This window comes from uncultured Gimesia sp. (assembly GCF_937919775.1).
Taxonomy (GTDB): Bacteria; Planctomycetota; Planctomycetia; order Planctomycetales; family Planctomycetaceae; genus Gimesia.
Window position 1 is genome coordinate 1 of the sequence record NZ_CALFPF010000448.1, and the last position, 13,525, is coordinate 13,525.

10 protein-coding genes are annotated in these 13,525 nt (G+C 46.2%); 5 read left to right on the forward strand and 5 right to left on the reverse strand.

The genetic code is table 11. The annotated features are described in order from the left end of the window. Window positions 1-103 precede the first annotated feature (103 nt). The gene (locus Q0294_RS12675) at window positions 104-1,057 is read left to right on the forward strand and encodes an aldo/keto reductase (RefSeq protein ID WP_299465743.1); all 954 of its coding nucleotides are present in this window, start codon (window positions 104-106) and stop codon (window positions 1,055-1,057) included. Between the two features lie 18 nt (window positions 1,058-1,075). Here Q0294_RS12675 and Q0294_RS12680 read toward each other — a convergent pair whose 3' ends face one another. Continuing rightward, entirely contained in the window at window positions 1,076-1,741 is a 666-nt protein-coding gene (locus Q0294_RS12680; RefSeq protein ID WP_299465746.1) for a response regulator transcription factor, read from the reverse strand. A 1,137-nt stretch (window positions 1,742-2,878) separates the two neighbouring features. Here Q0294_RS12680 and Q0294_RS12685 point away from each other — a divergent pair. The 4 genes from Q0294_RS12685 to Q0294_RS12700 all read left to right on the forward strand — a co-directional run bounded on the left by Q0294_RS12685 (window position 2,879) and on the right by Q0294_RS12700 (window position 7,529). After that, window positions 2,879-3,367 (forward strand): chemotaxis protein CheX, encoded by a 489-nt coding sequence (locus tag Q0294_RS12685; RefSeq protein WP_299465749.1) that lies wholly within the window; start codon window positions 2,879-2,881, stop codon window positions 3,365-3,367. A gap of 64 nt (window positions 3,368-3,431) precedes the next feature. Beyond that, window positions 3,432-3,797, forward strand: a complete 366-nt coding sequence (locus Q0294_RS12690; protein ID WP_299465752.1) for a response regulator — start codon at window positions 3,432-3,434, stop codon at window positions 3,795-3,797. Window positions 3,798-3,940: 143 nt separating this feature from the next. Then, the gene (locus Q0294_RS12695; protein ID WP_299465755.1) at window positions 3,941-5,914 is read left to right on the forward strand and encodes an HDOD domain-containing protein; all 1,974 of its coding nucleotides are present in this window, start codon (window positions 3,941-3,943) and stop codon (window positions 5,912-5,914) included. Between the two features lie 178 nt (window positions 5,915-6,092). Further along, a complete protein-coding gene (locus Q0294_RS12700) occupies window positions 6,093-7,529 on the forward strand; it encodes a sodium:proton antiporter (RefSeq protein ID WP_299465758.1) in 1,437 nt (478 codons plus the stop codon). 97 nt (window positions 7,530-7,626) lie between these two features. Here Q0294_RS12700 and Q0294_RS12705 read toward each other — a convergent pair whose 3' ends face one another. The 4 genes from Q0294_RS12705 to Q0294_RS12720 all read right to left on the reverse strand — a co-directional run bounded on the left by Q0294_RS12705 (window position 7,627) and on the right by Q0294_RS12720 (window position 13,064). Further along, entirely contained in the window at window positions 7,627-9,030 is a 1,404-nt protein-coding gene (locus Q0294_RS12705) for an SGNH/GDSL hydrolase family protein (RefSeq protein ID WP_299465761.1), read from the reverse strand. Between the two features lie 177 nt (window positions 9,031-9,207). Beyond that, the gene (locus Q0294_RS12710) at window positions 9,208-10,998 is read right to left on the reverse strand and encodes a hypothetical protein (RefSeq protein WP_299465764.1); all 1,791 of its coding nucleotides are present in this window, start codon (window positions 10,996-10,998) and stop codon (window positions 9,208-9,210) included. 263 nt (window positions 10,999-11,261) lie between these two features. Then, window positions 11,262-11,786: a DUF1572 family protein gene (locus Q0294_RS12715; protein ID WP_299465767.1), complete on the reverse strand. Its 525-nt coding sequence runs from the start codon at window positions 11,784-11,786 to the stop codon at window positions 11,262-11,264. Between the two features lie 114 nt (window positions 11,787-11,900). Continuing rightward, window positions 11,901-13,064: an ROK family transcriptional regulator gene (locus Q0294_RS12720; RefSeq protein ID WP_366917972.1), complete on the reverse strand. Its 1,164-nt coding sequence runs from the start codon at window positions 13,062-13,064 to the stop codon at window positions 11,901-11,903. Between the last annotated feature and the right edge of the window lie 461 nt (window positions 13,065-13,525).

The window sequence follows — 13,525 nt, forward strand, 5'->3', positions numbered from 1 at the left end:
AAGTAACTTATCGAGTTGGTATCTTAAATAATTCCGTCCTGAATCACCATCCATCAGTGGTATGACGTTTCTTCCTGGCCGGTATCAAAAAGGAACAGATTGCATGTCTCCCTTGCGAAATATTGGAAACACGAAAATCCAGATCACCCCCATCGCGATGGGCTGCTGGCCGATTTCCGGAGTAACCAGTGTTGAAGTGACCGAACAGGCAAGTCTGGCCACATTAAAAGCGGCCTTCGATTCAGGGATCAACTTTTTCGACACCGCCTATTGCTACGGTTACGAAGGAGAAAGCGAGCGGCTGATCGCCAGAGCCTTAGGTGATAAACGAGATCAGCTTGTCATCGCCACCAAGGGAGGCATCCACTGGGCCGACAGGAAGCAGGTGCGTGATGCATCACCGGCCAGAATCAAGCAGGAATGCGATGAAAGTCTACAACGATTAAACACGGACCGAGTGGAGCTTTATTATCTGCACGGACCCGATCCTGAAATTCCCGTCAGTGAATCCGCGGGCGCATTTAAAGAATTATTGGATGCGGGGAAAATTCTCTCTGTGGGTGTTTCCAATTTCAATCTGGAACAGCTTCAGGAGTTTGCGGCTGTCTGTCCGATCTCTGCTTATCAGCCGCGCTACAATATGCTGCAGCGTGATATCGAAGCAGACCGCCTGCCCTGGTGCATTGAGAATCAGGTTTCGGTAATGGTCTATTGGCCGCTCATGAAAGGGTTACTGGCCGGAAAACTTCCGCGCGATCATCAATTTGCCCCTGAAGACGGCAGACAGAAGTACCCGATGTTTCACGGCGAAGAATGGAATAAAAACCAGGACTTCCTGGACGAACTGCGGATTTTGGCAGAAGAATGGAATCATACCATCGCCCAGGTGGTAATACGCTGGACGATTCAACAGACGGGAATTACATGTGCGTTATGCGGAGCAAAACGGCCTGAGCAGATCAAAGAGAATGCGGAAGTCATAAACTTCGAACTTTCCCCTTCACAAATCGAATCGATCAATCGTTTGATTCAACAGCGCGGGCCGATCTGTTCCTGAGTGTAAAAAATCGCAGACTTATGGCAGAGTCAGCCCTTCACGAATGGAATAACGTGCCAATTCGACTCGATCATGAATCCCCAGTTTATGCATGATGCGGTATTTGTGACTGTCGATTGACTTTTCAGAAAGGTGCATGGAACGCGCGACTTCCTTGACACTTTTTCCGCGCGCGAGATGCCTGAGCACTTCAATCTGCCGTGAAGTCAGCGAAGCCAGCATGCTTTCTGAATGAATTAAGTAGCGGTTCTTTTTGTGATCGAAGACAAGCCGTTCCTGCACGGACTGTGAAAAACAATACTCCCCGCGGGCTACTTTTTTGATCGCGTGAATCAAAGACTCAATCGGCTCTCCTTTTAACAGATAGCCAACCGCATGCACCCTTAATGCCAGTTCGATGAAAATATCAGAGAGATAGCCTGTAAGGAAAAGCATTTTTGTATTTTTTAATCTTGTCGAAATTTCTTCGCCAATATCAAAGGATCCTCGACCTGGCAATTCAACGTCCAGGATTACAACATCGGGTTCAGTCTCGAGTATCAGAGCTAATCCTTCATCCGCATTCGTCGCTGTTCCCACGACTTCGATTCCGGAGTCTCTCTGAAACCGTGAAACTAAGGAATCAACAAGCATCATGTGGTCGTCTACGATTACGACACGTATCAGATCAGTGGAAGTAAGCATGGCAGGCCCCCGGATAATTTTAATGACTAGAATTTATAGATATCAATTCACTAACGGTTCCATCTACATTCTGTATTTGTCTTCAATTTGTTTTTCTTACTGACCTCCTTCCAAGATTTCTCTGCATTTTTTAGAGAGTTCATGCACATCTTTGGCAGTCGCCTCTACAAGAGGGCCTAACTCTGTTAGTACACCAGCTAACTCCGACTCAATCTCTGCGGATGGTAATGCCCCCAAGTACTCATGCTGGCACTGCAAGATCATCAAAAAATTATTTAAATCGTGACATGTTTTTCTGACATCATGAGCAAACTCAAGATGGTTTTGCGGAAAGGATTGTGCCATTGACTCAAGCGCTTTTACGATATGACAAGGCAACTATAATTATATCAGCACAGAGAAGTATAGAACTGAACGAGTTTCTCGACCTGACCTATGAACTTGTAAGAAATGTTGAATAGTTCATTGTTAAAATGATAATATGAGCTTTTCCCCTAATATTTGAGACTCAAAAACATAGGTATCTTTCTCTATAAACAACTCTCGTGTACTTATGATACACTATTTTTATCCGACGACTCAACAGCAAACTCAGATTTTTTGAGGTAGATACCTCTTTACTTTCCACGTTTTTGCTGACATCAAAAGTTGTATCAAGTCAAAACCAATAACAGGACTATAAGAGCCATTTATCAATTTTGTCCTTTATTTTGACCTAAGTCGCTTCAGTATCAGAAGGTACCACTTCCCAAACAATCGTCGAAGTTTCATATTCGATTTGTCCAACCACCGATTTGCCTCCCTAACTTCAGCTCGCATGTGTATAGGGAGGTATTTGACTGTATTACTGCAGAGCAACCCCTCCACTATATTCCGCACAGTCGGAATACTTGGAAACGGTCCAGCAGCTGAGCAATATTTCTTGTGAGTATCGTGTTGATATTTTGGTTCATGTAATTTTTCGTGATCTATGTTCTAAGTGCACAATTACTTGAAACTGCACATTGCGATTCAATTAAAAGGTGTTGATTTCAGTCATCAACATTGGACTTCAAAAAAGTCAGCAAGACTTACTCGAAATACCTAAAAAACGATTTATAAAAAATTGAATGATTCCCAGGAAACAGGAACTTGATAATGACGTCAACCACAACAGGTAAATCGGCGCTCACTGCAGAATTTGTGAATCCTATCATCAGCTCAACAATTTCAGTTTTTGAAATGATGCTGGGATGTACGCCAAAACGTACCGGTTTGAGCTTAAAATCAGATCATATTCCAGAACACGAATTAAGTGCAGTGATCGGAATTTCGGGAAAAGCAGCTGGAACTCTCGTTCTCAGTTTATCAAAAAGCGTAGGCATTGGAATTTTAGATCGCCTCGTCGGAATCTCAACGGACGAAATCAATGATGAAGTCTGCGATGCCGTTTGTGAATTAGCGAATATGATTGCTGGATCAGCAAAAGCCCAGCTTGAACATCTGGAAGCTTCGATCAGCATTCCAAATATTATTACCGGAAAAGGGCATACCGTACATTACCCTTCAAATGTCTCACCAATTTGTATTGCGTTTGATTCAGAAATCGGGACCTTCACGATTGAAGCCGGATTTTCTGATCGATAAGACACCGATCTAACTAAATCTTGTTTTTGAACGACTTAATGACTTAAAAATAAAGGCCATTCCAATGAAAGTTTTACTTGTTGATGACTCAGGAACAATGAGAACAATCCAGAAGCGGTGTTTGTCGAAACTGGGTATCGAAGATGTGACTGAAGCGGAAGATGGAGTTCAGGCACTGGAGTTATTCCAGGGTGGCACATTCGATATTGTCCTGAGTGACTGGAACATGCCCAATATGGATGGTCTTCAGCTCCTGAAAGAAATTCGCCAACGGAACAAAGACATCCCTGTGATCATGATTACCACCGAAGCAGAACGTGCTCGTGTAGTAACCGCAATTCAGGCTGGCGTTTCAGACTATCTTGTAAAGCCATTTACACCGGACAGTTTGAAAAGCAAACTGGAACGTTGGGTCACAACCAACGCATAAAACAAATCAGGCATGCAGTGACAGATTTTGCCTTGCCTGATTTTGAATAAGCTTCAAAAAATATGTAGAGCCATCCAGAGAGATTTGTAGTTTGAAAATGATCGCGTTTTCATTGACGTGCATTACCACAAAGGTGTTTGATAATGATTTCTCCTGAAAAAATTTGGTCTTCAGATCAATTACCAACCTTACCTGCCGTCGCTGTAAGGTTGTTGGATCTTTCGAAAAATCCTGATACAGATATCAGGGAGGTCATCGAGACGATCAAGGCTGACCCTGCAATCACAGCCAAAATCCTGAAAGCCAGTAATTCCTCATTTTTTGGATTAAGATCTGAGTGTAAAGGTATTGAGAGAGCCGTGCCCCTGTTGGGAACGATGGTGGTCACCTCGCTGGCTTTGAGCTTTTCACTTTCGGAATCAGCAATCACGGAAGGCCCGCTCAAGTCACGCTTCGATTCTTACTGGAAACAGTCGATTATCCAGTCTGCGGCAGCTGAATTGTTAGCCGGCAAGCTGGGAAATGAATTAAAATACGATAGTTTCCTGATCGGTTTGCTCCAGGACATTGGTCATCTCGCAATGCTGCGATCTATTCCCAATGATCTGTTACCGGTACTGGAACAGGCTGAAGCACAACAAAAAAACAGTTCTGAAGTGGAAACAGAGGTTCTGGGAATCAATCACACTGAAGTTGGCGTCAAAATGATGGAACGCTGGCAGATGTCTGAGCAGTTCAAAACGGCGATTGAACATCATCATGATACGTTCGAGCAACTCAAAGCGATTGAATCCGATCCTAACTTTAACTTAATTATTATCATCGCCACGTCGGCATCAATCGGTGACTATTTCTGTTCACCCAATAGCGGCCTGGCGTTACATCGTCTTCAGGAATTGACTTCTGAATTCTATAACATGCCTCATAATGATCTGCATGGGTTTCTGGAAAATGTCCAATCGCGATTTGAAGAAGCAGCGCAGGTATTTCAAGTCAATATGGATGACATCGGATCGCCTTATGAAATCATGGCCACCGCAAACGAACAATTAGTCCAGTTGACAATGAAAGCCCAGGTCGATTCAACTCAGGCCTGTGCACGTCAAGCGGTCATCGAAGAACAAAAAGTCAAACTGGAATCAGAAAATAAACAGCTGCAAAGCAAGGCGATCCACGATCCTCTGACGAAAGCTTATAACCGAACTTACTTCAACGAAGCTTTTGAAAAAGAAATTCATCGCTGTGCTCGCTCAGCACAGCCGATTGGAATCATCTTTTCAGACATTGATCGTTTCAAAAACCTGAATGATACTTATGGTCATCAGTTTGGAGATCTGGTTTTACAGCGAGTGTCGCATGTTGCCAGCGAATCCACACGTCGTTCTGACGTTTTCTGCCGTTACGGCGGTGAAGAGTTCGTCATCATGGTCAGCAATCCTTCAGAGACTGGAATTGCGGAACTGGCAGAAAGACTGCGAACGCTGATTGAAAATGAAGTGATCGAGTTTGAAGAAAAACGCGTACCAGTCACAGCCAGCCTGGGAGCAGTCGTAGGCATTCCACCTCGTGACATCACAGGCTACGCAGAACGTCTGATTGCTGAAGCAGATGAAGCAATGTACGAATCAAAAGAGAAGGGAAGAAACCAGCTGCATGTCCGTTCCATCATCACCAGTGAAGATCAAGAACTGCAGAAATTGATCAAACGCAGCCGGTTCAGTCGCTGGCTGGTCACGAAAAAAATATTCGATATTCCTACCATTTCCAAAGTACTTCTCAAATGCCCCAAACAAGGGGAGCAGGTCAAGATTGGCGAACTTGCTGTCGCCGAAAAATTATTGACGTCTGAGCAAGTTGCTGAAATCCTGAATCTCCAGAACGAAAACGGCTATCGATTTGGTGAAATTGCAATTCAGAAAAATCTACTCACTCAAGAACAAATTGCCTATCTTCTGGCTTTGCAGATCGAGCCGCCTATCGCCCTCGGTAAAACTCTGATCACTCTCGAACTGCTGGATAGTGCCCATACCGCAGCACTGGTGAAACAGTATCTATCAGAATTCGAAAACTGTCCGGCTCCGATAGAAGAAAAACGCAACGAGTTTGCAAATTCATAAACACAATCTGAAATCATCATGAGCTGGATATTGTACACGATCTCAGATCATGCCATAATCCACAACTTTATCAGCAGGCTGTAAACAAGCAGCTTCAGTTTACGGTAACCTACACGAAAACGGATTTTCGCATTTTAACCCATTTACAATAATCCCCAAATAACGGAGGGCGATTGAGATGAACTTAATCGCTGATACATATACGCAACTGGAAGCAACATATTTTGTATCAACAATGGAAGTACCGCACGACGATCATCACACACATGCAGAACCACCTGCCTTTTATAGTGTAATTCCGTTTGCCGCACTCTTGTTATGCATTGCTTTTCTGCCTTTGATCCATAAAACGGAAGAATGGTGGGAGCATAATAAGAACCGCTTTCTCGTCGCTGCCAGTCTGGGCCTGATCACATTACTTTACTACACCTTCCTGTATGGGCATGGTGTGGTTGACCACGGGACGCATGAACTTTCGGCACCAGGAATTCCTGCCGCCATCGTCGTCCTCAAAAATGCGTTACTGGTTGAATATATTCCATTTATCGCCCTGCTGTTCAGCTTGTATGTCATCAGTGGCGGGATTGCCTTTAATGGAAATCTGGTAGGTCGCCCGGCATTAAATACGAGCATCATTGCCATCGGTGCTTTAATTTCCAGTTTTATTGGAACCACCGGCGCAGCCATGTTACTGATCCGGCCTCTCTTAAAAGCAAACGAAAAACGCGACTACGTTGCACATACCGTGATCTTCTTTATTTTTGTAGTTTGCAATACTGGCGGCTGCCTGCTTCCCATCGGCGATCCACCATTATTTCTGGGATTTCTCAGGGGAGTTCCATTTACCTGGACCCTTTCACTCTGGCCCATGTGGATGGCCATGAACGTGTCGCTGCTGGCGATTTATTTCCTGTTCGATACGATCCGTTATAAAAAAGAAAACAAAGCGAAAGTTGAAGCACCACCGGAAATGATCGAGCCATTTGCACTTAGAGGAGGGCTCAATTTTCTCTGGTTGCTGCTGGTTATTTTCTGCGTCGCACTACTTGACCCTTCCAAGCCTTTCCCCGGCACAGACTGGCATGCTCCTCATTTTTTCCGGGAAGTCTGCATGTTTGGACTCGCGGGAATCTCCCTCTTAACTACTTCTAAAAGTATTCGCGTACAGAATTCCTTCAACTACGAGGCCATTCTGGAAGTGGCAGCGCTGTTTGTCGGCATCTTTATCTGCATGCAGACACCGGTTCAAATTCTGAATGTCAATGGTGCCTCGCTGGGAATTGATTCTCCCTGGAAATTTTACTGGGCCACTGGCGTGCTTTCCAGCTTCCTCGACAATGCACCAACCTATGTCGTCTTTTTCGAAACCGCTAAAGCAGCTGGTACCAACGGAGCTGCCGTCGCTGGTGTGAATGAAGTTTCACTGGTTGCCATCAGCCTGGGATCCGTCTTTATGGGAGCGATGACCTATATTGGCAACGGTCCGAACTTCATGGTTAAAGCCATCGCTGAAAAGAACAATATTCGCATGCCCAGCTTTTTTGGATACATGGGCTATAGCTGTGTATTCCTGTTGCCTCTCTCGATCATGCTGACGATTTTGTTTCTGCTCTGATTTTGACAAAGATTATTTTGATACAAAAAAAGCAGCCCGGGTGAGTTCACCTCAGGCTGCTTTTTTCTTACTGACAAGTCAGTTGATCCTGGAATGATTATTTTTTCTTCTTCTGGGCAACCACTTTTTTCAAGACATATTTACGGGCCACTGGCTGATTGACCTCGTAAATTTTATCTTCGAGCGCCAACGCGGCAGCTTCGCTTTCCTGAATCGTTGTTTCCTGATTTTGCAGGTTTTTTTCCAGCTGTTTCAGCTTCGCTACCTGTGTTTCATCTTTCTGTTCAGTCTGGGCATCTAATTCCCGATTGATCCTTGCAAACTGCTGAAACGGGCCCCAACTGTTGCGTTTTTGCCGGACCGGGCCGCTGTTTCGCTCTTTATTCAGCAATGCCACTTCCATCGCCTGCTGGTACTGAGGCGTTTTCGCATTACTCTGTAACTCAATATGCCGCGCTAACGCCGTATTGCTGTACTGCCCAACCACGGTGCCATCAATCGACAGTTCATAACTGCCTGCCGGTAATCCATGAATCGACAATGATTCCTGGCTCATCCGATGCCCCAGCTTGGTCAACTCTGCCCCCAGCTGTGCTTCTTCGGGCACGACCCAGGGTAGACAATCTGCCAGCCATGTGAATGAAACACCGTCGTCAGAATATTGCAGGTCAGACAGCTTGCCCCCTTTGGCAGCCGCTGCCGGCATACCTTTGGCATTCTGACTGATGCTAATTTGAGAAACCTGCCGTTTCACATTCATGTCAGACAACAACGCGTAGGCCATCACAACCTGCCCCGGTGCATCCGGATGGACCGCGTCTTTGATGATGGTAAAAGTCGGATCCTTCTGCCGCGCCGTCAGCGTAATGTTATTGAGCGGGCTGTACATGTCAACGAAACCGAAGCCTGATTCAGCGGCTACTTCACGCAGCCACGTTCCATAGTAAGCCAGCACAGAATTGTATAATTCTGTCGCAGACGGATCCCGTTTGCGATTGCCCAAGCGAGCGGCTCGTGCATCAAACATCGTCGGAGTCATCAAAATCGGCTGCGCGCCAATTCCCTGAATTTTCGCAATCAATTCCTTCATATCTTTATAATACGTCTGGAAAATCGTTTCATTGAAAGGCTGATACTGCCCGTCGTTCATCCCCAGCAAAATCGTCACGTACTTTGGTTTATAGGCGGCTACATCGCGATCAAACCGGGCGAGTGCATCCCAGGCCTTGGCTCCGCCAACACCGGCATTATGAAACTTCAATCGCATCTGGGGATATCTGGTATAGAAAAAATCTTCCACGTACTGCGTGTAAAGACACTGGTGTGTGATACTGTCACCCAGAAAAACAATGGAATCGCCGGACTCCAACTCCAGCTTCGACAGCGGTGCCTTATGTGTCTGTTGTTGCGCTTCCTGCGCCTCTACGAAATTGAGCGTCTGTGAAAGCAAAACCAATGCCATCACACCGATCAGTTTTTTTCTGATCAGAGAATAACCCATGATGTTTCCCCTATATTCGAATACGAAAAGAATCGCCTGCTTCGATCAGAAACAGGCATACTAACTCAAATTGATTCCATCTACTGTCCTCTGAGAGTTACTGATTTGCAAGCGAAAGCGCTCCGGGGACTCTTAATTTCGACCGATTCGAATACAGCAAGTCGATCCAGGCTCGCTTTATCGACGAACCTGCATGCCAGGCGGATGAAATAACGGACTGGGATCGACCTCGGGTAACAGTAAGCGATCAGCCGTCTGTGTATCGAGAAACACCGCGGCTGCCTGATCCGCAAATACCAGCCGCCAGCCCGGATTTCCCCCCATGCCCCGGATTTCGTTACGGGAATAGCGACTATCCAGAATGACAACCGGACGCTGCCCCTTTTCATCCTGCAGAAAATAAGCCCACTCCCCCGTCCCCAATGCCATCTGCTGTTTGATTTGTTCGTATAACTGAAACGTCTCTTTGGTATTCACTTCCAGACGACCATCAAAAAATACTTTTCTTTCAGGCCCATTGTGAAAGATATAAACAGCCGCCTGCCCCATATTAGAGATAAAAGCACGCTGGGGCATACCGGGCTGACCGGCAAATTTTGCAGCACCGTGCGCATACCACGCTTCCTGCTCGCCTAAGCCTAAAACTTTCCCTTCCCCTCCCCAGCGGCTCCACGCACCGGCAAATATACTGGCCAGGAGAAACAGGAAAACACAAGCAGAAATCCCCTTCCCGATGATGGCCCTGCCCCACAAAGGATGTGTCTCTGTGGAATAGTCTCGACCTGCGCCAGAATCAGAAACAGACGTTTGAGGAACCGCTAACCGAATCCAGTCAGAGACATTATCGCATAATATGATGCCTGCAATCAGCGAAAAAATCCCGGTATTCCGCGACGCCTTCCATGCCAGATGCGTAAATGCAATGAACAGCAGAATCCGAAAGGGATGCACGCGTTTTTTTAGCAGTATCGGAAAAAAACTGGCGAATGTTAAGACTGCCAGAACGACTTGTGAGAACAGATACAGATTATTCAAACCGTGTTTTTTAATGAAATCGAAAGGGGGCTGAAATTCTCCGACCCTCACGGAATAAAACGCCTGATCGACGGAAAATTTTTCATACAGCGTCAATGGAAAAAGAAAACCCTGTTCCAGATAAGGATTCAGAAAGCAGGCCAGAATCGTAAGCACGCCGACTCTGATCAATGTGATACCCGAAAGCGCGGGGGATGGCATTTCCAAACCATACCGTCCCTGCGCCCAGACACGAATCAGATGGTCGGTAACAAACAGAACGCTGATCACCAGCCCCAACACAAACAGAGCATGACTATTGACCCAGAGTAATGTAATGAGCGGGATCAGCCAGATCATTTTCGGGTGGGATGGAATGCGGCTCAGCACATACATCCAACAGGAGAGATAAACCAGTGACAACATTTCCGGACGAACCAGCGAACGACCGGATATACAGATCACAGGCAAAATCCACAACAACGCTTTCCACCACGGTGGAACAAATTTGCCGGAAGCATACCAGGCAAAACCGATGGTCAGAGACAGGCAGAACGACTTGGTCAGAATTAATAAATCAACGCCCCCCCAGCGATACAACCAGGTCACCAGAAGCTGAAAGCCCCAGTGCAGATCGATCCAGGGTCGATCAAAATCCACAAACGTAAACCAGTCAAAATAAGGAACCGTGCCACGCTCCAGAATCAACTCCCCCGTTCGCAAATGCCACCAGATGTCCATATTCCTTAAGGGAAAGCAGGAAACAAGAAACGACCAGATCAGCAACAGAGACAAAAAAAAGAGTTCGAAAGCCAAACGGTGCTGACTCTGAAACGGGAGTGAGAGCAGGTCTGCCCCTGCTGAAGTGGCGAAAAATTGCTTCGCCTTTGCCTGCTGCGAAGTCGCAGTTTTTTTGCCAGACTGCTTTTGAGACCGTCTTGCTTTGCGGGACATACCATCAACGCCTTTTGTCTAACTTCATTAAGGAACAGACGCACTCGTGCCGATTATTGTAGCGTTTTCCATATGGGCAAAAAATAAACACAGGTCGTTCTTGTCGAAACTTCGAAAGTCCTGGCTCAAATTGTGGTCGCAAAAATCACAAGCGTTCAGAGTAACCAGCTTACATTCAACGCGGAGCTGACACCGATTTGAAATGTGAGGCATTAAAAATGCTTATCAGGCAAGGCAGGCAATCAGCACTTTGACTGTTCCGATCAAATGGGAACACCCTGTTGACAGGAATCGGGTGACCAGTCGAATTGATACTGTTCCCCTTTTTGCAGGCGGGTAAGATAAATAATCTGATGTGTGTGTCCCACAAAATGGGGCACGGTATGGGAAATGGCTCCGAGTACAGATACAGAAAATCCCTGAATCTCACGGTTTTCCAGCAATGCAGCTGCCGAGAGGGACTGGATCGTCTGACAAGCCTGTTCGACAGTACGATGCAGCAGCGTCTGCAAATCATCCCGCGAAATCCGGACATCCGAACGGAATTCCTGCTCGCGCTGACGCGCATTGGTGGATCTGGTAATGCCGCAGACTGCCCATTGATTTAAGTTGCCGCACAGATGCAGAATCAAATTACCAATACTGTTGAGTCCCGGCTCCGGACGCCACCAGATCTGGTCAGGCTCAAGCTGATTCAGGCAATGGTCGATTTTGTGAACCGACTGCTGGAGTAAATGAATTGACTCCTGAATGTATTCACGAGCGATCTCATCTGCAGAAGGTGCCATATTCCTGCTTTCTTCTCTGAACCAACGCCGGGGTGCTTCCCACGAAACCCTGGCGACATCTGTTCTCAATGGAATCAGGTGGCTCTAAAACAGCGTAATCGACCCGAATTCAGACTAACTCAGGCGTGGACCCAATCCGTTGGCCAGATGATTAATAATCCCGGCCACGGCTCCCAGATATTTATTCCCTTTGGAACGCTCAATCTCACAGGACGTTGCCGAAGGTTTTAATGCCCGGCTCTTGGCCAGCTCTGTCATCCTGTCAAATACATCTTCGCGCAGATCAAACAGTCGAGAGGTAATAAATATATTCGACGGATTAAAGATGTTGATCGCCGCTGCCACACCAATTGCCAGAAACTCGATGGTCCGATCCAACTCAGGCGTAATATCGAGTTCTCCCTTTTCGACCAGTTCTTGAATCTCCTCAAAACTCACATCCTTACCGAGTCGTTGAGAAACATAATGGGTGAGAGCAAGATCAGTCGCGACGGTTTCCAGGCATCCCTGATTTCCACAACCACAAACACGTCCCCCCTTGGGTTCGACAGTGATATGTGCAATCTCACCGGCGAGACCATGTTGACCATCCAGCAACTGCCCTCCGGTAAAAACACCCATCCCGAATCCGGAAGTCACATCCAGATTAATAAAATCATCCATCGCCTGTCCTGCACCATATGTCTTTTCAGACAGACACAACGATGTTGATTTCTGGACAAGGACACATTCCAGATTGGTTCGACTCGCAATATCGGTGGCGGGAGCCTGACCGTCAACAATATGCAGATTCGACGCCAGAAAAATGCAGCCATCATTACTGTTGACCAGACCGGGAACCGTAATTCCTACTCCCAAAGCAGGTATTTTCTGCTTCTCAACCAGATTGAGAATTTTTTTAGAAATCGTTTCGATTAATTCCGAATAGGTTTTTGGAGTCTTGAAACGATCTAACTTATCTTCGTGTAAATGACCATCCAGCCCCGAAGCGACAACGGAGCAGTAATCCCACTCCAGAACCACGCCGATAACCTGCGCACTAAACCGCGGAAGCTGCAGCAGTTTTCCAGGACGCCCGACAGAAAACTCGGCTGTCTCCCGTTCTTCCAGCAACCCGGCGTCCAGTAACGCGCTGACAGCTTTTGACACAGTCGGGGCGCTGATTCCAGAACTCCGCATTACATCAGCGCGTGTTAAAGTTCCCTGGCCCTGGATCACTTCCAAAACCTTACGAACGTTCATTTTTCGTAATAAACTTGGTCGGTGTGGGGATTGCATAGTCACTCTACGTATTTTTAAGAAATGAAGTTAACAACGACAGATTGCCAAATGAATCAACAAATCAATTGCACGTCATTACAATAGCGAGATCAGGCCCTTACCAGACTGGCGCAAACAGAGCGCGTGAGTTGCAGGAAAGTGAAACATCCTGTCGCTGTAATTTAATATGATACGGAATCTTTATATAATTACAAACGCTCCGGTAAATAATGGTATTCATTTTTTCATCTTCCTTAAAATTCGAATGGGGTTTCAAATATGAAACTGGGAAGAAAAAAATGACCGATTCCCTAAACAAACAGACCCGGTTGACCAAATAGAAGTCAACTCGGGCCTGCTTGAGTTGGCAACTATGTTACTTGATCAACCGGGTAGTAAACAGCACAGATTCGCCGTTAAGGGACAACAACTATATAAGATCAATTAGATTGTAGGTATTTTCACTTATATGCTTATAC